16 protein-coding genes are annotated in these 22,172 nt (G+C 62.8%); 10 read left to right on the top strand and 6 right to left on the bottom strand.

Translation table 11 applies throughout. The features are described 5' to 3' along the window. Window positions 1-55 precede the first annotated feature (55 nt). Window positions 56-1,894 carry a DUF885 domain-containing protein gene (locus tag ACLIMP_RS18675; protein WP_324699465.1) on the top strand — a complete coding sequence of 613 codons (1,839 nt, stop codon included), beginning with the start codon at window positions 56-58 and terminating at the stop codon, window positions 1,892-1,894. A gap of 467 nt (window positions 1,895-2,361) precedes the next feature. Then, window positions 2,362-2,862, top strand: coding sequence for a DUF4136 domain-containing protein (locus ACLIMP_RS18670; RefSeq protein ID WP_324699464.1), 501 nt, complete (start codon window positions 2,362-2,364; stop codon window positions 2,860-2,862). Between the two features lie 27 nt (window positions 2,863-2,889). On the opposite strand, the gene ACLIMP_RS18665 is transcribed toward ACLIMP_RS18670, so the two are convergent. Genes ACLIMP_RS18665 through ACLIMP_RS18655 form a run of 3 tightly spaced genes read right to left on the bottom strand, consistent with a single transcriptional unit; the run spans window position 2,890 to window position 7,102 of the window. Further along, window positions 2,890-5,124, bottom strand: coding sequence for a CHASE2 domain-containing protein (locus ACLIMP_RS18665; RefSeq protein ID WP_443478806.1), 2,235 nt, complete (start codon window positions 5,122-5,124; stop codon window positions 2,890-2,892). After that, a complete protein-coding gene (locus tag ACLIMP_RS18660) occupies window positions 5,121-6,422 on the bottom strand; it encodes a FecR family protein (RefSeq protein ID WP_443478805.1) in 1,302 nt (433 codons plus the stop codon). Before ACLIMP_RS18660 ends, ACLIMP_RS18665 begins: the two co-directional genes overlap by 4 nt. Further along, the gene (locus ACLIMP_RS18655) at window positions 6,419-7,102 is read right to left on the bottom strand and encodes a response regulator transcription factor (protein ID WP_185999528.1); all 684 of its coding nucleotides are present in this window, start codon (window positions 7,100-7,102) and stop codon (window positions 6,419-6,421) included. The genes ACLIMP_RS18660 and ACLIMP_RS18655 overlap by 4 nt, the downstream gene beginning before the upstream one ends. 209 nt (window positions 7,103-7,311) lie before the next feature. Here ACLIMP_RS18655 and ACLIMP_RS18650 point away from each other — a divergent pair, with 209 nt between their 5' ends. The 3 genes from ACLIMP_RS18650 (at window position 7,312) to ACLIMP_RS18640 (ending at window position 10,104) form a co-directional block, all read left to right on the top strand. Then, window positions 7,312-8,322, top strand: a complete 1,011-nt coding sequence (locus tag ACLIMP_RS18650) for a sensor domain-containing diguanylate cyclase (RefSeq protein ID WP_443478804.1) — start codon at window positions 7,312-7,314, stop codon at window positions 8,320-8,322. Window positions 8,323-8,443: 121 nt separating this feature from the next. Next, window positions 8,444-9,610 carry a serine hydrolase domain-containing protein gene (locus ACLIMP_RS18645; protein ID WP_443478803.1) on the top strand — a complete coding sequence of 389 codons (1,167 nt, stop codon included), beginning with the start codon at window positions 8,444-8,446 and terminating at the stop codon, window positions 9,608-9,610. An 11-nt stretch (window positions 9,611-9,621) separates the two neighbouring features. Then, window positions 9,622-10,104: a MarR family winged helix-turn-helix transcriptional regulator gene (locus ACLIMP_RS18640; protein WP_443478802.1), complete on the top strand. Its 483-nt coding sequence runs from the start codon at window positions 9,622-9,624 to the stop codon at window positions 10,102-10,104. A gap of 2 nt (window positions 10,105-10,106) precedes the next feature. On the opposite strand, the gene ACLIMP_RS18635 is transcribed toward ACLIMP_RS18640, so the two are convergent. After that, on the bottom strand, window positions 10,107-11,795 hold the full coding sequence (locus tag ACLIMP_RS18635; RefSeq protein WP_324699457.1) for a sensor domain-containing diguanylate cyclase: 1,689 nt from the start codon (window positions 11,793-11,795) through the stop codon (window positions 10,107-10,109). Window positions 11,796-11,897: 102 nt separating this feature from the next. Further along, on the bottom strand, window positions 11,898-12,605 hold the full coding sequence (locus ACLIMP_RS18630) for a FadR/GntR family transcriptional regulator (protein ID WP_443478801.1): 708 nt from the start codon (window positions 12,603-12,605) through the stop codon (window positions 11,898-11,900). A gap of 227 nt (window positions 12,606-12,832) precedes the next feature. Between ACLIMP_RS18630 and ACLIMP_RS18625 the strand changes: the two genes are divergently transcribed. The 5 genes from ACLIMP_RS18625 to ACLIMP_RS18605 all read left to right on the top strand — a co-directional run bounded on the left by ACLIMP_RS18625 (window position 12,833) and on the right by ACLIMP_RS18605 (window position 19,234). Continuing rightward, window positions 12,833-13,969, top strand: coding sequence for a serine hydrolase domain-containing protein (locus tag ACLIMP_RS18625; protein WP_443478800.1), 1,137 nt, complete (start codon window positions 12,833-12,835; stop codon window positions 13,967-13,969). Then, window positions 13,969-15,567 carry a GMC family oxidoreductase gene (locus tag ACLIMP_RS18620; protein ID WP_443478799.1) on the top strand — a complete coding sequence of 533 codons (1,599 nt, stop codon included), beginning with the start codon at window positions 13,969-13,971 and terminating at the stop codon, window positions 15,565-15,567. Before ACLIMP_RS18625 ends, ACLIMP_RS18620 begins: the two co-directional genes overlap by 1 nt. Before the next feature lie 21 nt (window positions 15,568-15,588). After that, window positions 15,589-15,924: a YybH family protein gene (locus ACLIMP_RS18615; RefSeq protein WP_185999522.1), complete on the top strand. Its 336-nt coding sequence runs from the start codon at window positions 15,589-15,591 to the stop codon at window positions 15,922-15,924. 206 nt (window positions 15,925-16,130) lie between these two features. Then, window positions 16,131-18,182 (top strand): TonB-dependent siderophore receptor, encoded by a 2,052-nt coding sequence (locus ACLIMP_RS18610; protein WP_443478798.1) that lies wholly within the window; start codon window positions 16,131-16,133, stop codon window positions 18,180-18,182. 191 nt (window positions 18,183-18,373) lie between these two features. Then, window positions 18,374-19,234 carry a transporter gene (locus ACLIMP_RS18605; RefSeq protein WP_443478797.1) on the top strand — a complete coding sequence of 287 codons (861 nt, stop codon included), beginning with the start codon at window positions 18,374-18,376 and terminating at the stop codon, window positions 19,232-19,234. Between the two features lie 101 nt (window positions 19,235-19,335). Here ACLIMP_RS18605 and ACLIMP_RS18600 read toward each other — a convergent pair whose 3' ends face one another. Further along, window positions 19,336-22,155 carry a TonB-dependent receptor domain-containing protein gene (locus ACLIMP_RS18600; RefSeq protein WP_443478796.1) on the bottom strand — a complete coding sequence of 940 codons (2,820 nt, stop codon included), beginning with the start codon at window positions 22,153-22,155 and terminating at the stop codon, window positions 19,336-19,338. Window positions 22,156-22,172 lie beyond the last annotated feature (17 nt).

The following is a 22,172-nucleotide window of genomic DNA, read 5'->3' as shown; positions in this document are numbered from 1 at the left end:
CATTCGCTTGAAACCATGGCGTAAGTTCCGGCCATAAACTATCGCCGGAGCTTTCATGATCGATCGTCGCCGTTTCCTCACTTCCGCTTCGGCAGGTGCCGCCGCTGTTGCGGCCGGCCCCGCGCTCGCACGCGTGTCCGCGTCGCCGGCCGGTTCCGACGCTGCCCTTGCCGCCTTCATGGACAAGTACTTCGAAGTCCAGGTCGATGCCTCGCCAGAGACGGCGACGCAGCTGGGACTGGACACCGGCGCCCGCGCCGCGCTGAAATCGCGCCTGACGATTCCCACGCGGGAGCAAGAGGAAAAGGACCGGGCACTCGTCCGCACTGCTCGCGCCCAGCTTGGCGCCCTCGACAGGGCTTCGATGAATTCGCGGGACGCGATCTATTACGACACGATCGCGGCGAACCTCGATTCCGTCATCAATACTTACGCCATACCTTATGGCCAGGGTGGCTGGCCGCAGGTCTACCGGGTCAGCCAGGGCGGCGGCGCCTACCTCAACACCGCCGATTTCCTCGACAACCAGCACACCATCAAGACGGCAGCCGACGCCGAGGCCTTCGTTTCGCGCGTGAACGACTTTGCAGATGTTCTGACCGCCGAGACCGACCGGATGCGCGAGGATTTCGGCCTTGGCGTCATCCCGCCCGATTTCATCCTGAACAAGACCATCGGCCTCCAGGCCGGAATGCTGGGCACGGCGGCCGGCGAATCCACGCTCGTCCAGTCGATCGTGCGGCGCACGCATGAACAGTCGATCCCCGGCGAATGGGGCGCGCGCGTGGAAAAGCTGGTCTCCGAACGGGTCTATCCCGCCCTCCAGCGTCAGAACGATGCCTTGAAGGCCGCCCTGCCCAAGGCCGGACATGACGCCTCGGTATCGCGCCTGCCGCAAGGGGCGCAGTATTACGCCAATAGCCTGAACTACATCACCACGACCCGGATGTCCGCCGATGAGATCCATCGCATCGGGCTGGAACAGGTTGCCGATCTGACCGCCCGCTCCGACGCCTTGCTGAAGTCGCAAGGCTTCAGCCAAGGCACTGTGGGCGAACGCATGGCGGCCCTGATCGCCAACCCCGCCAACGTCTATCCCAACACCGACGCCGCGAAGGTGGAACTGGTGGCGCACTTGAACGAGCAGATGGCGGCGATGCAGGCGCTGTTGCCCAAGGCCTTTGGCCGCCTTCCCAAAGCAGGCGTGCAGATCAAGCGCGTTCCTCCCGAGATCCAGGAAGGCGCTTCGCAGGGCTACTACAATTCGCCCAGCCTCGACGGCACGCGCCCCGGGATCTACTGGATCAACCTGACCGACACCGCCAACTGGCCGAAATTCGGCCTCCCCACCCTCACCTATCACGAGGCGATCCCGGGTCATCACCTCCAGATCGCGCTCCAGCAGGAAAGCGCGGCGGCGCCCAAGCTCATGAACCTGCTGTTCTTCTCCAGCTATGCCGAAGGCTGGGGGCTCTATGCCGAGCAGCTGGCCGACGAACTGGGGGCCTATGACAACGATCCGCTGGGCCGGATCGGTTTCTATCAAAGCCTGCTGTTCCGCGCGGTGCGTCTGGTGGTCGATACCGGAATCCACTCCAAGGGCTGGAGCCGCGAACAAGCGATCCGCTATTTCATCGACAATACCGGCCGCGCCGAAGGCGGGGCGACCTCGGAAGTGGAGCGCTATTGCAGTTGGCCGGGCCAGGCCTGCGCCTACAAGGTCGGCCACAACGAATGGGTCCGTCTGCGCGAAAAGGCGCGGGCGGCACTGGGAGACCGCTTCGACATCCGGGGCTTCCACGACACGGCGCTTGCGGGCGGCGGAATGCCGCTGACCGTGCTTGAACGCGTCGTTGACGACTGGGTATCGACCAGCAGGTCATCCGCCGGCTGAACGCAACGCCATCGGACGAAGGATGGCAAAGGATGGGCAGCGGCTCCTCGGGGGCAGTCGATGAGACTGAGCCGCTGCCCGCCGCCTCCCCTAAAGACCTGCCTGCTGCATCACCATAGCGATAACAATTGTTTACATTTATGATGGCTGGCCTGCAAAGAAAGGGCCTCGCTCCATTGGGGGGAGCGAGGCCGGAGGTGGCGCCCGGTTCGAGCCCGGATCACTTCTCACCTCGATCACCATACATGGGGTATTTTTCGCTGGCGCGGGGGGTAATGCAGCGTCGCGATCGAGATGGCCGCAGCGGATTGCAACGGCCAGCCCAGCATAGGCGAAATCCCTCAGACGCGATGTAAAGCAGTGTAAATTCGCAAGCCGCTCAGTTGGCGAAGGCTTGCATGAGATGGACTTAGCCGCGAATTCACCTACGAGACCGCTCGACCCTGCAGGCCTGATCGGAAATGACGATGAAAGTACCCGCTTCACCGCTGCTCCTGGGATTGGCAGCCCTGCTGCCTGCATGTACGTCCCTGCCGAAACCCACTGTGAATGCCACAGGCGCTATTCCGCAGGCGGGCGGTATCGAACTGGTTGGCGGGCCGGCAGACGACGGCGACTGGCAGAGCGCTATTCTCGCCGATCTCGCAGCGCGGGGGTTCTCGCGCTCGGAAAGGGCGGATTATCTCGTCCAGCTCACCACGGCCCGGCTTCCCGGCGGGACAGGCCTCTTCGCGCCTCAGGACAAGGCGGACGAAAAGACCTGGCTCGTGCCGCCCACCCGGTCCCGTTCCACCGAACTGCGGGTCTATACGCTCGTCATCTCGCAGCGGGAGACGGGCCGGGAACTCTACCGCCTTGTCGGGCAAGAGCCGGTGAAGCAAGGCAGGCCCGGCGTCGAGGGCCAGCTCTTGCAGGCGTTCCTGACGCAGCTCGGCGGTTCCACCGCGACGGCAACCGCCCGGCCGTAAACGGTCCATTCCGCCGAGGCCGTAAACCTAGGCTTGTCCTTGATCGGCAAGCGGCAGGGCCAGCGTGAATGTCGCGCCTCGGCCAGCTTCGCTGGCGCAGCGGACCTCGCCGCGATGCCGCACCACAACGGTATGAACGAAGCTCAGGCCAAGCTCGACGCCATCCGTTCTTCTACCGGCGCCGAGCGGGCCGCGATGAAAGCGCTCGAAGAGCCTGTGCCTGTGTTCCTCTTCCAGTCCGGGGCCTTCGTCCACGATCTCACAGATCGCGCGCAGTTCGTTGTCATCTCCCGGCTCCTGCCGCACAGTGCAACGAATATGGCTTCCCACGGGGCTGTACTTGATCGCGTTGTCGAGGAGGTTGATCAGCGCGCGGGTCATGAGTGAACGCTCTACCCGCACGATCAGGCGCTCTTCACCGTCGACGGTATCGATCGAAATCGATTTGGCCGTGAGCTGCGGCCAGAGATCATCGATCGCATCGATCATCATGTCCCCCAGCGCGACATCCTCCAGGGCATACTCGAGGCTTTCAGCGCGCGCGAGCTGGACGAAGCCATCGGCGAGACCAAGCGTCCTTTCCGCGTAGTGGCGAATGCGGCGCGCTTCTTCCGGCGCGATGTTCTCGCTCGGCGCCGTTTCCAGAACGGCGAGGATCGATGCCTGCGGGGAGCGCATGTCGTGAGTCAGGAGTTCGAGGATATCGTCGCGCTGGCGCTGCGCCGCCTTGGCCTCGCTTACATCCATGAACTGGACGATCCAGCCAACGAAGCCTCCATCGACGGAGCGCTGGGGCGCAAAGCGGATGGCGAAGAAATGGCCATCGTCCGTAATGGCATCGAAACTGAGCGCCCCCCCGGTCGGCATGTCGGGAAAGCGGATAGGCTCCTGGAATCCGGCCTGCCGGAAGCGGCCCAGCAGTGCAGCACCCTTGCCGGGCTCGCCGCTTCGGACCTGCTCCGGCCCGAAGAGGTTACCCGCCGATGCATTGGCGAGCAGGATTTTACCCTCACCATTCGTGACGAGGGTCGCGTCCGGCAACTGGTCGAGCCGTTCGGCGACGAAATGCTTCATGTCGCGGTTGCTCGTGATGGCGGCAGTAAGCAGTGAAATCGTCGAGGGCAGCGGTTGCCGCCCCTTCCTTGGGCGCTGCACAAAGATCGTGGAATCGGCCTCCAGACGCAGCAGTTCGCGGTGCATGAAGCGCTGCGTGATCGCAAGTTGCCGCCACCCCCAGATCGGATAGGCAATACAGAGAGCCAGGACCGCGGTCGCGGGCGGAAGCCAGATCCGTCCAAGGAGAAGCAGCAGGCCGGCGGCCGCCAGGACGGTCGCCGTTGCGGCTGCAAGGCCCAGCGCCGGGGAAACGCGCGGGAACGGGCCCATCAACAACATGAGCAGCCAGACCGGCACGACCGCAAAGCCGATCCGCGCCGCGATCCCCGCTTTCTCGATCATCAGATCGGCGAGCAGCCCGCGCAGGAACTGGGCATTGATTTCGAGCCCGGACATCGTGCCGAGGCCGGGAACGGGATAGCGCGGCCCGATACCACCGGCTGTCACTCCCACCAGGACGAACTTGCCGCGCAAATCCTGGACCGGAACTTTTCCCGCGATGAGCGATGCCGCCGGAATACGAAGCCACGGCTCGCCGGGGGTAAAGGGGATCAACCTGCCCGATCCGGGCACCTGCGCGCCTTTCCCGATGCTGCGGTGAACCTCGACCATCAGGTGCAGGCGGGAGCCGATCGGTGCCGGGGCCGAGCGCATCACCCCGTCTGCATCCACGAGGAAATCGGTAAAGCCCGTGCCCTTCGCAGCATTCCGCAGCAGCGGAATAGGGTCGACGATCCTGTTTCCTCCGCCCGGCAGGCCGCCTGCGCTGACGAAGAAGGGCAGGAACACGTTCCCTGCCCGCCCGATAGCGCCGGCCAGCCTCGAATCTCCGGCGGGCGCACCCGGCTCGGTGAAAAGCGTATCGTAGACGATCGCCTTCGGTGCCGCTTCGCTCAGCCGATCGACGAGCCGCGCATGAATGCCGCGATCCCATGGCCAGCGGCCAAGTTGCGCAAGGGCGTCGTCGTCAATCTCGACCAGCGCGATATGGCCATCCGACTTTTTGGGATCGAGTTGCAGCAGATGGTCGTAAGCGGCATTATCCAACCGCGAGAGCGCATCGCTTAGCGTCAGGACAACAGCCAGAAGGCTGACGAGCACGGCAATGATCCACCATTCGGTCTTGAGGCGAACCGTGAGGTTCACTTCGCGGCCCCGACCCGCAGTTCATTGGCAGACGACCATTTTGTGTAGACCTGCCCCTCGGAGGCCTCGATGCTCATCACCCGCCAGTAATAGGTACCGGCCGCGAGATCGGTGATGACGAAAGCATCCCCGGTCAGGCCGGTCTGGTCCACCAACGGCGCGGAACCATCGGGACTGCGCGACAGCTGGAAGCGGAAACTGGCCTCCGGAGCATCCGGCGCCTGCCAGCGGAACAGGAACTGCCGGTATCTGCCGGCACGACTTTCCTCGAAACTGGTTCGTAGCCGGTTGAGCCGGCGCTCGAAGCTATAGGTCGAGGCAAGGCCCTCAAGGTCGTTACCGTCCATGCCGGCCATGCGTACGAAATATGTCCCACGAGGCAGGCCCGCGAATTCGGCGCGCGGCACTTGCGCATAGGCTTCGTCCAGCACGTCCATGAAACCGGCATCGCGGGCGATCTGAAAGCGATAACGTGCAGCGCCGACGACCGGCCGCGCGGCGAAGACCAGTTGCTCCTCGGCCTGTACCCTGTCCGGCGACATCAGCTCTGGCGGCGCCAGCAGCGGCACGGGTGCCGCAAGCCCGTCGTTAGTGCCGAAGCCCGCCACGACGAACTGCTCCTTCTCCCGCGTCTCCCGGAACGCAACCTTGCCTTCCGAGACTTCGACTTTCGAAGCCCCGCTGGCCGGATCGTAGCTTGTACGGAACCGGGTTCCGCGCACCGATGTCATCGCGCGGGGCGTCAGGAACTCGAAGGTGCTGTGAGGGTCCGTCATCGGCGTGACGATCCCGGACGCCTGCCCCCGCTGCACGACGAAGCGCCGCTCGACGGATTCCGCCAGCAGGGTGCGACGCAGCCGCTCCACGCGCACACGGCTTCCGGGAGGAAGGGAGACGGTGGTGCTATCGGGCAGCCGCAGCGAAACGAACGAGCGCTCGCCCGTCTCGATCAGATCTCCCTCGCGAACCCTGAGCCCAACGGCCGCGCTTCGCGCGCCCACGAGCACGGCCCCCCTATAGCTCTGCACGACCGCCTCGATGGGTTCGCGGCGCAGCATGGAGCGCGGTATCTTGAGGATGCGCCCTACGGGAATCCGCCTCGGGTTGCCGATCCTGTTGAGCTTCTGAACCACCGGATAGCTCGCCGGATCGGCGAAATAGCGCCGGGCAAGGTCGTAGAGAGTGTCGTTCCGGTTGACGCTGTAAGCGACATGGGCCGGCGTCTCCGCGCGGACACCTGCCGAAGTGGCCAGCAGCGCCGCGGCAAGGGATGCGCGGCAAAGAAAACGAGAGTTCAAGTCAGGGCTTCCAGACGATAGCCATACGAGTAGATCGGCGAGAGCTTGAAACCGTTCGCCGGGCGCAGGTTGAGCTTCGTGCGCACGTTCGAGATGTGCGCGTCGAGCGTCCGCGTAGGCAGGTTCGGTCGCACGCCCCAGATCGCTTCGAGAAGGTAAGCCCTGGACAAGGCGCGGTTCATGTTCCTGAAAAGGAGCGTGGCAAGGGCAAACTCCTTCGCGGTGACGGCCACCGCTTCTCCCAGCAGCTCGATCGTTTCCGCCCGGCTGTCGAACCTGAAGGGGCCGAATGTCTCGACCGGGTTGGTGGGGGTGGGATACGCCCGCCGTGCCACGGCGGCCACCCGCGCCAGCAGGACGGCCGAGGATACCGGCTTGATCACGTAATCGTCCGCACCGGCGGACAGTCCGGCCACTATGTCCTCTTCGGCAGACCGGCTCGTGAGCATGAGCGAAGGCGGCCTGCTGTCCAGATTCTCGCGCATCCAGTCCAGTATCTGGAGGCCCGACATGCCCGGTACATTCCAGTCGAGGATCAGCATGTCGAAAGTCTCGCGGTGCATCTGATGCAGGAGGTTCTGACCGTCCGCAAACATGGCACAACTGTTGCCGCTGGCCAGCAGCGACTTCTCGACATAGCCGGCAAGGGCGAGATCGTCCTCCAGAATTGCAATCCGCATTCGCGCGTAGCCCCTGATCCGCCCCGGATTTTCCGCAGCACCATTGCCCCCGCAGGTAGCATATCAGCGCGGACCGTCCTGGGCAGCAGTCCTTCAGCCGGTTTTACAAGGTTTTACAAGCGCCACAAATTTGCACTCCTTTACATGACTTTTGCCCGCAAGAGGGGGAACAGGGGCGCTCATAAAAGTCGAACAGGAGGATGGATTCCATGGTGAGAGCTGCCTGCCCGGAAGATACCGGGTTTCCGGAAAGCCGCCATGACCGCTCCTCTGCCGATGTCACTCCGGTATTCGGCCGGTTCTTCGAGTCCGTGCCTTTCGCCTTCTGCATCCTCGATCGCGCCCGTCACGTCGTCTTCATCAACCGGCAGATGGCCGCGATTGCCGGCCATACGGTGGAGGAACTCGATGGAGCCTGCGCCACTACGATGTTTCCGCAGCTCGGCCCTATGCTTGAGCGATGCTACAGGTTCGCCGAACACGGCACCCCCCTGCCCGATATCCGAATCTACTGGCGGAGCCGCACCTACCTGCCCTCGTTCAGCGTGACTTACGACGCCGAAGGGCTGGTCGCGGAACTGCTGATCGGCGCCATGGACATCTCGCGGGAAGCCCGGATCGAGGCCCGGCTCCGGCAATCCCGCAGGCAGCTCCTGTCGTCCTTGCGCACCGACCATCTCACCGGGCTGCTCAACCGCAACGGCCTGGCAAGCGCGCTTTCCAGAGAGTTGCGGTGCAGCAATCGCGAGGAAACGTCCATGGCCCTGCTGCTTGTCGATGTCGATTACTTCAAGAACTACAATGACTGCTTCGGCCATCTCGCGGGAGATCGCTGCCTGGTCGCGATTGCCCGCGAGATCGCGCGCTGGGGCCGCCGTGCCGGCGATGCCGTGGGCCGCTTCGGGGGCGAGGAATTCGTCATGGTCTTGCCTGACACGGATGCTGCGGGCGCGCTGCGGGTGGCCGAAAACTGCCGTATTGCGGTGGAACGTCTTTCCATGACCCATCCGGAAAGTCCGTTCGGCCGGATCACCGTCAGCATCGGCGTGACCGTAAACGACGGCAGGCGCGGAAAGCCGGTCGATGCCGATCATGCTGCCCGCTGCCTTGGCGCCGCAGACCGTGCCCTTTACGAAGCGAAGGACGCAGGACGCAACACGATGCGCTTCAGCCATCTCTCCGACGATCACGAAATCGCCTCCCCCAGCTTCAATCCTTGAAGTTCACAGTCCGCCTGGAAGAATAGCGCTTCCTTTTGAGCGCATATTAATGTAGGTGCCTACATATATCAGCGGGACATTCCACATGCCGAACATTGTTCACTCTGCACCAGGCGTTTCCTTGAACCGACGAGCCTTCCTGACGGGTGCCGTGGCCACCATGGCGACACCGGCCCTGGGCGCCGCGGCGGCCTTGGACATAACGGCGGACAATGGCCGATTGGATGCCTTCCTGAAGGAACAGCTTCGAAACGGCGCCTTCCCTGGCATGGCGGTCGGCATTGCGCGGGCAGGCAAAGTCGTTCTTACGCGTGGGTATGGCTTTGCCAATGTCGCGCAGCGCCGGCCTGTGACGACAGACACGATGTTCCACCTCGCATCCGTCACCAAGACCGTGACGGCCACCGCGATCATGATGCTGGTTGAAGCAGGCCGGATCGAACTCGATGCGCCGGTAAATCGCTATCTCGACTTCGAAGTCCTCAATCCCGCCCATCCTCATGCCGCCATCACGGCCAGGCATCTGCTGATGCACGTGTCGGGTATCTCGGACGAAACTTACTACAAGGTGGATTTCCGGACGGTTGGCAAGGATTCCTCCCTCCCGCTTGGGACATTCCTCAAGGACTATCTCCTGCCGGACGGCAGACACTATTCGGTTACAGGAAGTTTCTCGCCAGCGGCCCCCGGCGCGAACTATGACTATTGCAATGTCGGTTATGCGCTGCTCGGATATCTGGTGGAACGTGTCGCGGACGAGGACCTGCGCGTATTCACGCAAGCCAGGATGTTCGATCCGCTTGGTATGCGGCAGGTCTCATGGACCATCGCCGGCGTGCCCAAGGCGTTGATGGCCACTCCCTACGACATCGTCGATGATCGGATCGTCCCGACCGAACCGGTCGGTTTCCCGGATTTTCCGGTGGGGATGCTGCGCGCCTCGATTGCAGGTTTCATGCCCTTTGTCGCTGCAGCCGCCAATCGCGGAGCGGCCGGGCCCGCGCAGATCCTGACGGCGACCGACCAGGCCGAGATGCTGACCATGCATGTACCGCAGGGCCTGCCGGATTGGGTGACAGGACAGGGGCTGGGCTGGATGGAATCCAGCGCACTCGGCAAGCGGCGGATCAACCATTGGGGCGGCGATCCCGGCGTGTTCACCGCCGTCTACCTTGATCCTGCCTCGACGACCGGCGTCGCGATCTTCACCAATGGTTCGGCTACGCCTGCGAGCAAGACTGCAATCAAGGCGATCGCCGAGCGCCTCCTCACCGGGCCGTTGGCATGACGGACAAGCGCATGGATTATAGTCGTGCAGTCGGCGGAGCCGCGCTGGGGGCCCGCTTACGCAGGCTTTCCGAAAGGATCGACCGCGAAACGGCACAAATCTACGCGTCGCAGGACGTCCACTTCGAACAGCGCTGGTTCGGTATTCTCAACCAGATCGTCCTGAACGGCGCGATGACGGTCGGCGAGATTGCCGATGCGCTTTGCGTCACTCATGTCTCCGTCAGTCAGGCCAGACGGGCGCTTGAAGCGGCGGGACTGGTCCAAGCCAGAAGCGATGAAGCCGATGCCCGGCGTCGGCTCCTCTCACTTACAGCGCAAGGTGACCGGCTCGTCGCATCGCTTGCCCCCCTCTGGAAAGCGCTGAACGAAAGCGCCGAGGAACTGGATGCCGAAGCGGGCCATCTCGTACCGCTGCTCGATCGCCTGGAGGACGCGCTCGACGGGCGCCCACTGGCCGCTCGCGTCGCCGCCCGCATCGATCTCGCCAACTAGGTCTATGCCACCATCGCCCGGCCGCTCAAAACGCCATCCAGCGGCGGCGACTTTAAGGCAAACCGGGTTCTGTTTCGCCCGGCGCTTTTGGCTTCGTAAAGCAGCTTGTCGGCCCGATCATAAAGAGATGCGAAACCTTCCTCCCCGTGGAGCACGGCCATGCCCATGCTGGCAGTGACCGCACGTTCAAGACCGGTAACGGCATTGGCGACGATTGCGGGAATGGCCCTGCGCCGAAGCTCGGCCTGAATCTCGGCATCGTCGCCGCGCAAGAGCAGCACGAACTCTTCACCGCCAAGGCGGTACGCGCAGACGCTCAGGGTTGGCTGAAGCGCGCGGGCGACCGCTTTTAGCACCTCATCGCCGACAGCATGTCCGTTCAGGTCATTGATCGCCTTGAAGTGATCAAGGTCGATGATCGCCAGCGCGGTGAAGCCTTCGATTCGAAGCTGGTCGAACTGCTGCTCTATCGCCCTGCGATTCAGCAATCCTGTCAGCGGGTCCGTTTCGGAAATCCGTTCAAGCAGTTCCGCCTCGGTGCGTGCGCCGTCTCGCTCCCGCTTCATCGTGACGAAACGGTCCGCCATGCCGAGCGTCGTGAAAAGGACTTCGCAAATACAGCCGATGTAGAACAGAAGCATGGCATCGGAACTGTGCGCCCAGGGGATCACGCCGGTCACCAGACGGATCAAACCCACCACCACCATCGGCGTATACCCAACGGCCTGAAACTTCGCGGCGCGACTGCCTCGACGCAATGCATCGATCATCGACAACAGGAATACGGCAAGAACCGGCGCGAACGCCGCGGTGTAGGCGCTCGACTGGATGGGCCGCGCAATGAACGGGAATGCCGCATGAAACACGCTCAGCAACAGTGACCATACCGCGCAGTAGGGCAGCAATCGCCGCAGGAACGGATGCATGGATCCGGGCTCGATGAAGCAGTACGTGAACATCGCCCCCGACCCGATCGTCATCCCGAAGATCAACGTCGCCATCCGGCTCAATGTCATGGCAGGGGGATCGAACAACATGACCGACAAGCCCGATGACACCACGATGGTTATCAGCAGCGAAAGCGTCAGCGCCGAGTGCCAGAGGACGAAAGGCTCGCGCAAGGCCCGGTAAAACGCCGCATTGAAGATGAGCGGCATGATGAGCATTCCGGCCAGCCCTGCGAGGACCAGCAGGGATCGCATGCCCGCAAGCCCCCCTGTCGCGTCCGCCCGCGCGAGATATCCCTTCTCGAGGGTCATCCGGTGGCTGGGCAGGTCAACCGCGACGATCACCTGCCTGGTCGCGCCCGTCACGTTCGGCAAGGGCGCTATGAAGTACCCGCCGGCGACCGAACTGCGCAGGGAGTCTGCGGGAATGGAGCGGCGGCGAACCGTACCATCCCGGTCGATGGCAAGCAGATGTATCGCCGCAAGCGCGCTCCGCCTTGAAAGGAAGAATCGCGGCAGCGGCTCGTCGGCATGGATTTCGAAGCGCAAGAGTGCGCGCTCGGCATCAATGGAGAATTTCCCGTCGCCACAAGACCATCGCCCTGCCTCCGCAGCTACCGCCAGGACGTCTTCCGACATGCGACCCGACGCCCGGCAGAATTCTCGCGTTTCATGCGTGGCAGCTACGTTGTTCCAACCGGCGCCGAAGCACGCCAGCATCGCCAGCAGCAGAAAGACCGCCAAGGACCATTTTCGATAACCGCTCGAAATCATCCCCCGCGGCTAGGGGAAAACGCTTTTAATACCGTTAATCACCCGCAAGAGACCGGATCAGGGCGGCGCCGTTCATTGCCCTTCCGCGTTCGACGGCGCCCGTGCAAGCCGCTGCAGGATATCCTCCCGCCGGCGCTGCGCCTCGAACCGGGCAAGCCCGGCATCGCGCCGGAGAATGGCATAGATGATGTTGTGGCGCTCCTGCTTCCAGCGCTCGGCGCCTTCGGCTCCCGGATAGATCGGCACGCGGACATGCGAGGAATAGTGCTCCATGGTCACACGGGCGAGCATCTCCATCAACGGCCGGTCGACCATCGCGTATATAATGTCCTGCATCTCCTGCTCAAAAGCGCCCCGTTGCTCGGGCGTGTTGCAGGCGTCGATCTGACGGCCATGATCGCGCAGCCGTTCGCGAAGCGCCTCGTCAGTCGCAAGCGCGGCTGCGGAAATCAGGTCGCAGTCGAGCAGCGTCATGATTTCGATGGCCTCATGCTCGCGTGACCGGTTGACCTGGAGGAAACCCGCCATGGCCCGCCCCAGCGACGCAGCGTCGGGGCGGGCGCCGTAGTAGCCACCGCCGTTCCCGCGCTTGACCTTCAGGAAACCCTCATGCTCGAGAACGCGCGCGGCCTGCTGCACCGTCACGACGCCAACGCCCAGCCCCTTTGCAATGTCGGGAAGGGAGCCGATTTGCGTACCGGAATCCTGTGCGAGGATCATCTGCTTCATCCGGTCGACCGCGCCGGAGACCAGGCCTTCCTTCGATGGCTTTCGCGCCATTTGCACATTGCTCCCAAGGTTCGGCCCGCGGTGCAGGGCCATCCGCGTTCCATCCACGCAAGCCGCATTCTCTTCAAGAGGAATTCTAATAATGCATGTTTAAAAGAGATATTGGTGCCGTTACGCCGGAAATGCCCGATTGACTCGCTTATAACACACCTATTATGAACTTCGCAGAGACGGCGAAGGCACGAACCTCACGCCGCCCCACGGTGAGAGGTGTAGACATGGCGAAGCATCAGGCGGCCAATGCCGCCGTCCAACAGGTCCTTGACGCTCTGGTCGAGGAGGGCACCGAAATCGGCGTGCAGGTTGCGGCCTACCTGAATGGCGAACTGGTGGTGGATGCCTGGGCCGGAGTTGCCGATCCGGCCACGGGCCGCAAGGTAGATGGCGGCACTCTGTTCAATGTGTTCTCGGTGACCAAGGCCGTCGCGGCGACGGCGCTTCATGTCCAGGCGGAACGCGGCCTTGTCGATTACGACAGTCCGGTGGCGCGTTACTGGCCCGAATATGGCTCGAACGGCAAAGAGGCCGTTACCGTTCGCGATGCGCTCTCCCATCGAACCGGCACGCCGCAAATGCCGCCTGCGGTAACGCCCGAGATGATGTGCGACTGGGACGCGATGACCGCCGGAATCGCCGCGCTGGAGCCGATCTTCCCGGTCGGGCAGCCCGCCTATCAGGCCGTATCCTTCGGTTGGGTGGTCGGCGAAATCGTTCGCCGCACCGACCCGGAGCGGCGCAGCTTCCGGGATTTCGTGGCACAGGAAATCGCCGGCCCGTTCGATATCGAGGATTTGTGGATCGGTGTCCCGGAAGCAGCCGAACCGCGCATCGCCAGGCTTGTCGATGCGCTGAACATGCAGCCGCCGCCGGCAGGTACGGTCCTCGAAAAGGCAATGCCGTTCGAGGTCCGGCTCGCGCCCGATATTTTCGAGCGGGAAGACGTTCGCCGGGCGACTATCGCCGGCGTCGGCGGGATCTTCACGGCACGCAGTCTCGCACGGTTCTGGTCGATCCTCGCAAATGGCGGCGAGCTTGACGGGAAACGGCTGCTATCGCGGGAACGCGTGGCGATGAGTTGCCAGATGCGACCGGGCGGCACGCTTCCCGACCCGGTTTTCTTCGGCATGCCGATGCCACTCAGTCAGGGCGGCTACTGGATGTATGACGGCCAGTCGCCGCTCACCATGGCGCTGGGCGCGGCCACTGCGATCGCATGTCCGGGCGCAGGCGGTTCGCTGGGCTGGGCCGATCCGGCGACAGGCCTTGCCGTCGCTTTCTGCCACAACCGGATGAGCGCGGCGGACGGCGCAAGCGCCGTGGGCAATGCGATCCGCACGGCACTGGGTCTTGTTTGATGCGGCCTTCCTATGACTATGTGATCGTGGGCGCCGGCTCTGCCGGGTGCGTGCTGGCCAATCGCCTGTCGGCCGATCCCCGCAACTCGGTGCTGCTTCTCGAATGCGGCCCATCGGACCGTAACATGCTCATCACTGTTCCGATGGGACTGGCGAAGCTGATGGGGCCCGAAAGCCCCTACATCTGGCGCTATATGGCTTCTCCGGGGGGAGGCCGCCCCGCCGAGTTCTGGATGCGCGGACGGACCCTGGGAGGGTCGAGTTCCATCAACGGCATGGTCTACACCCGCGGCGCACCCGACGACTATGACGGGTGGGAGGCCAACGGCGCGCCGGGATGGGGCTGGCAGGATATCGGGCGCTGCTATGCGGAGATAGAGCGCCATGAACTTGGCCCCGCGCCGTCGCGAGGCGGATCAGGCCCCTTGCAAGTCAATCTGTCGCCCAGCGACGATCCGCTGTTCCGGGCAACGATCTCGGCCGCGGCCGCCCTTGGCAATCCCGTCGTCGAGGACATCAACAGCGTCGAGGCAAACGTGGCCGGCGGCTTCGGTCGGCAGCCGCGAACGATCTGCAAGGATGGCAAGCGCTTCAGCGCCGCGCGCGCCTTCCTCAAACCGGCGATGCGGCGCCGGAACCTCGATGTAGTGACGGATGCCGAAGTCCTGTCGATCGCGTTCTCAGGCCGACGTGCCACCGGCGTGCATGTCCGCCATCGCGGACGCACGTTCAGCATCACCGCCGGGCGGGAAACCATATTGAGCGCAGGCGGCCTCAATTCGCCGGCCATTCTCCAGCGCTCCGGCATCGGCCCCGCCGGACTGCTGCGCAATCTGGGCATCGACGTCCTGGTCGACCGCCCGCAAGTCGGCCGCAACATGAGCGATCACCGTACCCTGCCGGTGCAGTACCGGGTCAGGCGCGGGGGCAGCAACAAGGGGCTTCAGGGGCTCGGGCTAATCCGTTCGATATTGACATACGGCCTGCTGGGACGGGGCCCCCTCGCCCGCTCCACCTTTGTTGCAGGCGGCTTCATCAAGACCGATCCGGCACTGAAACTGCCCGATGCGCAGATCGGACTGGGACCGTTCACCCCCGGGCGCGAAGGCGTCAGTCCCTATCCCGCGATCACGATCTACGGCTATACGCTGCGGCCGGAAAGCCGGGGCGAACTGGAAATCACCTCCAGCGATCCGTCCGCCCCCCTCAGGATCGATGCCAATTACATGGCCACTGCCTATGACCGCGAGAATGCGGTCGCGATCCTGCATTACATTCGCAAGCTCGCAGCGCAGCCTGTCCTTGCCGAACATATCGTCGAGGAACTGATCCCCGGGCCCTGCGCGATCAGCGACGAGGAATTGCTGGAAGCCACGTTCAAACATGGTTCCACAGGCTTCCACGCCGTGGGAACCTGCCGGATGGGATCGGACGACGAAGCCGTGGTCGACCCGGAACTGCGCGTGCGCGGTACCGAGGGGCTCAGGGTCGTCGATGCCTCGATCATGCCGTCGATCACCGGGAGCAACACCAATGCCCCCACCATGGCGATCGGTTGGCGGGCCGGCGAAATCATCCTTGCCAACCATGCTGCCTGAATGGCCGAAAGGAACGTCCCGATGAACCCGTCCGAAGTGGCCGATCGCTATTTCGAAGCCATTCGCGCCCGCGACATCGAGAGCCTGCTCGCTCTTTACGCCGACGATGCCACGGTCACGCTCCCCAACGGCAGCCTGATCGAGGGAACGGTGGCCATCCGCGCATTCCAGACTGACGTGTTCAATCGCGGCGCGCCAATCCCGACGCCCGGTTCCCGCGTGATCGGCCCGCAGGCGGCAGCCGTGGAAATCAAGGCACGCCTGCCTGACGGAAGCCTGCGCAGCACGGCGAATTTCTTCTATCTCAATGGCGAGAACAGGATCGAACGTCTTTGCATCTACGCGCAGGGAACGTAATCCCGCGCTTCCATCGCGTAGATCGCGAAAACCCATCTCCCGCAATGCCGGCTCGCGCGACGCGTGTATCCGGTTATTTGCATGCCCCCATGCGTCTGTGTCCTAATTGCAACGTAATTCACAAATTTTACACCGATATTGCGAACGCCTCTCATTATCGAATAAGCGCGTGCCCAACATCGACATCGACGAGGGGTGAAATCGAAATGAAGCAAACAGGAAAGCTCGCGCTGTGCGGCGTAGCGATGATCGCACTGGTCGCGATGCCGACGGGTGCCTTTGCAGCCGAAGCAGATTCGGACCAGGACAACACGGCGAGCGAGATCCTCGTCACCGGCTCGCGCGCCGGAACGAAGACCGATACGCCGCCGATCCAGGTGCCGCAGCCTGTCACCGTCATCACGGCCGACCAGTACCTCTCGCAAGGCGCGATCAGCATCAGCGACACGGTGAAGTATGCCGCAGGCGTAACCGCCAACGCCTATGGCCGCGACACCCGCGTCGACAGCTTCGTGGTTCGCGGCATCGAGGCGCTGCAGTTCCGCGACGGCATGCGCGATGTCTACAGCTTCTATGCCAGCATCACGTCCGACCCTTACAACTTCTCGCAGGTCGAGATCGTGCGTGGTCCCGCCTCGGTGCTGTTCGGCCAGGGCTCGATCGGCGGCCTCGTCAACCTCGTGACCAAGGCGCCGACTTTCGAGACGCGCGGCGAGATCAACGCGACTTACGGCAGCTATGACCGCAAGGAAGTCTACGGCGACGTCAACCTGGCCCTGAGCAACACTTTCGCCTTCCGCCTCGTGGGCCGCGCCCGCGACGCGGACACTTATGTCGATCATGTGCCCGACGACCGCGTGTTCGTCGCACCCTCGCTTCGCTGGCAGCCGACGCCTGACACCGACGTGGTGCTGACGGGTCTCTATCAGGAGGACGACACCGGCTCGACCACGCAGTTCCTGCCGATCGTCGGCACCTTCCGCCCCAACCCCAACAATGCCGAACATCTCGACCGCTACACTTTTGTCGGCAAGCCGGGCTGGGACCGCTATGACGGCCGTCTGCTCCAGGGTGGCGGCAGCATCACGCACCACTTCAACGAGAACATCACGCTGAGCCTGAAGGCGCGCTACATCGACAGCGACCTCGACTATTTCACGCACTACGCCAACAGCTACAGCAACCCGACGAACCCCTACCTCGATCCGGAAGGCCGCACGATCGGTCTCTACAGCGATGCCACCGTCGCGCGGATGAACGTCTTCTCGACGGACAACAACCTGCAGTTCAACTTCAACACCGGCGCCAATATCGAGCACAAGCTGCTCGTCGGCATCGACTACGCCTGGAACCGGGTGAAGAAGCGCGGCGGCAGCGGCTACGAGGTCATCGACCTCTACGACATCGACTACGACGCCCTCACCATTCCCGCGATCGGCGCCGACTGGACCACCTCGGGCCAGAAGCAGCTCGGCGTCTATGTGCAGGACCAGATCCGTTTCTACGACCGCGTCTCGATCGTGCTCGGCGGACGTCATGACCGCGTCGACAATCGCGGCGGCGGGATCGACAAGGCCACGACCTTCCGCGCGGGCATCATCGGCGAACTCGGCGCGGGAATTTCTCCGTTCTTCAGCTATACCGAAAGCTTCCTTCCGGTCAGCGGCATCAACACTGTAACCGGCAACCTGCTTACCCCCCAGACCGGGCGCCAGTTCGAAACCGGCCTGAAGTGGCAACCCAATGCCCATGCCCTCGTCACCGTGACGGCGTTCCACATCAAGGAACGCAACCGTGTTCTCTATGGCGAGAACAACTCCGTCACCCAGTCCGGGCAGCTCACCACCAAGGGCATCGAAGTGGAAGGCAACTACACCCTGCCGGGCGACTTCGAGCTGCTGGCCAACTACGGCTACAACAAGATCAAGGCCACCCAGAGCCTGGACTACCTGCCGCGCCAGACCGCTTCGTTCTGGGCGTCGAAGAGCTTCGGCCTGTCCGAAGACGCGCAACTGCGGCTCGGCACCGGCGTGGTCTACACCGGCAAGCGTCGTTCGGTCGGCAGTGCATGGACGATCATGACGCCCGACTACACCACGGTTGACGCTCTGGCCGAGATCAGCTGGGACAAGTGGCGCTTCTCGGTCAACGCCACCAACCTGCTCAACAAGCGGTACTATGCCTCGTGCCTGGCCCGTGGCGACTGCTTCATGGGCGCGCCGCGCAACATCATGGGCACGCTCGGCTTCCGGTTCTGACAGGAGCGACGAACGGCCTCCGGCTTGCAGCCATGCAGCCGGAGGCGCTCATGCCAATCCTGTCGCCGCTTACCCCATGCCTGCCTGCAGGAACGCGCCCGGAGCTTGACTTCGGGCGCATTTGCGCGTGCTTCAGGAATGGAAGAAATACGCGCGCCTTTTCCGCGTGACAGGTGGCCTGGGAGCACAGCATGACCGGAATGACAGTGTCCCGTTCGCCGATCTCTTTGCATCGTCTTGCGGGACCGTCGCGAGGTGTCATGCTGACGGCGGCCCTGCTGGGCTCTACGCTCATGCCTGCGGCCGCCAGAGCCGACGAACCGGACTATTGCCCCGACCGCCCCGGCATCGGCACGCCCGCATGCACGCTCGAACCGGGGCGGGCTTCCGTCGAAATCGGCATGGGAGACTGGACACTCGACAAGGACCGGCAGGAGCGACAGGACGTCTTCGAAGCGGCGGAACTGCTTGTCCGTTACGGCGTGGCCCGGCATGCGGAGATTCAGGTCGGCTGGACTGCCTTCGGCTGGTCACGCACCCGCGATCGCATGACAGGCGATGTGGAACATCGCAGCGGTTCCGGCGACGCCACGTTCGCGCTGCGGCGAAACCTGCTGAACCCCGACGGATCGGGCCTGTCGATCGCCGTGATGCCTTACATATCGCTTCCCGTTGGCCGTCAGCCGATCGGCGACGGTGATTGGGCCGCAGGCGCGCGCGTACCGCTGTCGTACGAACTTTCCGACAAGTGGAGCCTCGTCACCACGTCGCAGTTCGATGCCGCGGTTGACGAAGATGGCGACGGCCGACATTTCGCCTTCGACGAAGTTGTCGGCGCGTCACTCAAGATCGGGGAAGCGCTCAGCGCAACTGCCGAGTATGAAGTCACTGCCGACCATGATCCGCAGGGCCACAGCGTTGCCCATGTTTCCGGGCTTTCGTTAGGATGGCAGCCCACGAAAGACCTTCAGATCGATGCCGGCGCCAACGCCGGGCTGGACCAGGACGCGCCGGACCTGGAGCTCTATTTCGGCCTCTCGCGCCGGTTCTGACCGCGCTTTTCCCGGTTTACATCCATCGGCACCCGTTCACGGTGCCGGCAAGACATTTCGGCACCGCACAAGGCGGCGCCGAAATGCGCATCGCGATCAGCTCAGAAGCGCTTGCTCACCCCGAACTGCACGAAGCGGCCAAGGGTGTTGCCGTTGATATAGCCATCCTGCGAAGGCGTGATCGACTGCTGGATGTAGCGCGGCGGATCCTGATCGACGACATTGTCGATGTTCAGCGTGAACGAGAGGTCCTTGAAGATCCCCTCGCCGGGGACGTCATATTTGAAGAACAGGTTGATAACGTTGAACGACTTGACCCGTGCCTGTTCGCCTGCAGAACTGACAGCAGGATCGAGGTCATAGCCACCGGTGTGATTCCAGGTGACCTGGGCCCGCAGGCCGCTGATCGTCGTGCCAAGCACGGTGCTGAACTTGAAACGGCTGTTGTTGGCGGCGAGCAAGTCGCTGAAGGCCGCCCCTGCGATCGGCTGCTGCTTGCGGTTCAGTTCGTAATTGGCATTGAACCCCAGATCGAATGAGCCAAAGCCCGCATCGAGGCGGTAGCTCAGCGCGGCATCAAGACCATCCAGTTCCACATTGGCGAAGTTCCGCTTGCGAGCATCGAGGATGGCATAACAGCCGGTTGGGCCGGTGCCTGCGACCGAGCACCCGGAACCCACGATCGTATCCGACTGGGCAAGGTAGGAATCGATCTGGGCCTGCGTTGGATTGACCGTGATGACCGAGCCGAAGTTCGTCCAGAAATCAACCTGATTAGTGAAATTCGGCAGATTTATCAGGTTCTTGAATTTGATATTCCAGTAAGTGAGGCTGAGATTGAGCCCCGGAACGAATGGCGGCTCGATATCGAAGCCGAGCGACCACGTGGTGGCCTTTTCCGGCTTGATATCCGGCGCACTGCCAAGCACGACCGCCACGTTGCTGTTCTGCGGGGCAGGATAGGTGCCGTTGGCAACGAGGCTGGCCGGCGGCAACAGGAATGAGAGCCCATTGACCTGGTTATAGGAAGTCACGTCGGTTTCCGGCCTGTCCGCAAGGCTCGGCGCCACGAAGGATTTGCCCCACGATCCGCGCAACTTCACCCAGTTTACCGGTCTGTAAGTGACGCCGATCTTGGGATTGAAGGTATTGCCGAAATCGGAATAGTCGTCATATCGGCCGGAGAGGGAGACGGTCAGCTCGCGCATTCCCCCGAACCCGTTATCCACCCCGAAAATCGGCACCACCATTTCACCGAATGCCGATTTGGTGCTGCGGGAAAGCGTGACGACCGGAAGGTTTGCGTAAGGCGCGATGACCGTCACACCGTTATAGACGAGCCCTTCGTAACCGGTGTTTTCCGTGCCGGGCACAATGGAGCCCTTCTGGGAGCGCAATTGTTCGTGATTATACTCGACACCGCCGGCGAACTTCACATCTCCGCCCGGCAACCTGAACAAGGCGCCATCGAGGATCAATCGGCCGTTGATCAGTTGCTGGCGCGTGCGTCCGAACGATTCAAAATTGCTGAGGACATCGAGCCCCAACTGGCTGCTTGAATTGATGTCATAGGGATTGAGAAGACCGGTAGCGATAGCACGCGGAACCGCGGTGGAATTGTATTGCCCGACGATGTTCTGAGTCGTGCTTTCGCCATAGCTGCCCATGCCACGAAGTTGCCACCCCTTGCCGAGCTCCGCCGTGAACGTCGGCGTCACGCCCCAGGTACTGAGCGACAACCTCTGTTGCTCCGTGTCGTCTCCGCCGTAGGAATACGAAACCTGATGGATCTCGAACGGATTGGCCGGATTGACCTTGTAAGCCGCCATGTATGGGCTGGGTGTCAGGCCGATAAAGGCGGGACCGATGTATTGGGAATCGTAAATAGGCCCCAGATCCGCAGACACCTTGCGCTGGGTGAACCACGCCCGGACGTCGACCTTCAGCGCTTCGTTGAGGTCCTGCGAAAAGCCCGCGAAGACCGAATGGCGATTTTCGCTCGGATAGATCGGCGCACCGTCGCTTTCGTCGCACTGGTTTGCGGTGTTCGCCGTCGCCGTGGCGGAAGTATAGGGCAGCGCATAGACCGTGCCTGACGGAACCAGTTGCACGTTGCCCGGAGTGCAGCGCAGGCTCGTGATCGGGAAGGGAACGCCGGAAATCGTCTTGGTATACATCTTAACATAGTCACGATCCCGGCCGTAGATCGCTCCGTGTTCCGAATAGTTGTATGAGATGTAGATCGATCCGGTGTCCCACGACTTGCCCGCCGTCATATTGGCATCGAAAGCGTGGTAGTCGTCCGCGAATCCATAGTGGGAATCCACCATGACGCCGTCGAATTTCTTGCGCGTTATGAAATTGATGACACCCGCGACAGCGTCCGAACCGTAGATGGCGGAGCCGCCGTCGGGAACGATCTCGACGCGCTCGATCACGCCAGGCGGAATGATATCGGGATCGGGGCTGGTAGACTGGATTCCCATGCCGACGATGCGGTGCCCGTCGAGAAGGACAAGCGTGGGAGAGCTGCCCGCAGTCTGAAAGCCCGGAAGATTGCGCAGGTTCGGGCGGTTTGTCGTCACGTTGTTAAAAGCGCCTGCCGGCTGCTGGAGCGAGTTGAACTGTCCGAGTTGCGGAATTGTCTGCAGCAATTGCGCGGTGGTTGTAACACCAGTCGATTGAACGGCCTCCTGCGACACATCGATGACATTGGTGCCCGCCGGCGCCACGCCGCGAATAAGAGTGCCCGTGACCACGATTTCCTGGATCTGGCGATCGGTCAGTTGATCCTTGCTGTCATCCTGAGGCGGCGGGCTATCGGCCTGGGCAAAGGCCGGGATAGCCAGGCAGAATGCAGAGGCCGCGACCCCGCCTTTCAGAACGACGACAAACCGCAAACGGCTGCTCGATTTCTTCATATTTATTTCTCTCCCGT

Origin of the sequence: Novosphingobium aeonii, from assembly GCF_052279045.1 — a bacterium.
In the GTDB taxonomy this organism is placed as follows: domain Bacteria; phylum Pseudomonadota; class Alphaproteobacteria; order Sphingomonadales; family Sphingomonadaceae; genus Novosphingobium.
The sequence above is the reverse complement of the archived record's forward strand: the minus strand, read 5'-3'. Positions and strand labels throughout refer to the sequence as shown.

Bases quoted from the DNA above. Each gene is read 5' to 3' on its own strand.
- ACLIMP_RS18675 (WP_324699465.1), top strand. From the start codon at position 56: ATGATCGATCGTCGCCGTTTCCTCACTTCCGCTTCGGCAGGTGCCGCC.
- ACLIMP_RS18670 (WP_324699464.1), top strand. From the start codon at position 2,362: ATGAAAGTACCCGCTTCACCGCTGCTCCTGGGATTGGCAGCCCTGCTG.
- ACLIMP_RS18655 (WP_185999528.1), bottom strand. From the start codon at position 7,102: ATGCGGATTGCAATTCTGGAGGACGATCTCGCCCTTGCCGGCTATGTC.
- ACLIMP_RS18650 (WP_443478804.1), top strand. From the start codon at position 7,312: ATGGTGAGAGCTGCCTGCCCGGAAGATACCGGGTTTCCGGAAAGCCGC.
- ACLIMP_RS18640 (WP_443478802.1), top strand. From the start codon at position 9,622: ATGGATTATAGTCGTGCAGTCGGCGGAGCCGCGCTGGGGGCCCGCTTA.
- ACLIMP_RS18630 (WP_443478801.1), bottom strand. From the start codon at position 12,605: ATGGCGCGAAAGCCATCGAAGGAAGGCCTGGTCTCCGGCGCGGTCGAC.
- ACLIMP_RS18625 (WP_443478800.1), top strand. From the start codon at position 12,833: ATGGCGAAGCATCAGGCGGCCAATGCCGCCGTCCAACAGGTCCTTGAC.
- ACLIMP_RS18620 (WP_443478799.1), top strand. From the start codon at position 13,969: ATGCGGCCTTCCTATGACTATGTGATCGTGGGCGCCGGCTCTGCCGGG.
- ACLIMP_RS18615 (WP_185999522.1), top strand. From the start codon at position 15,589: ATGAACCCGTCCGAAGTGGCCGATCGCTATTTCGAAGCCATTCGCGCC.
- ACLIMP_RS18610 (WP_443478798.1), top strand. From the start codon at position 16,131: ATGAAGCAAACAGGAAAGCTCGCGCTGTGCGGCGTAGCGATGATCGCA.
- ACLIMP_RS18605 (WP_443478797.1), top strand. From the start codon at position 18,374: ATGACCGGAATGACAGTGTCCCGTTCGCCGATCTCTTTGCATCGTCTT.
- ACLIMP_RS18600 (WP_443478796.1), bottom strand. From the start codon at position 22,155: ATGAAGAAATCGAGCAGCCGTTTGCGGTTTGTCGTCGTTCTGAAAGGC.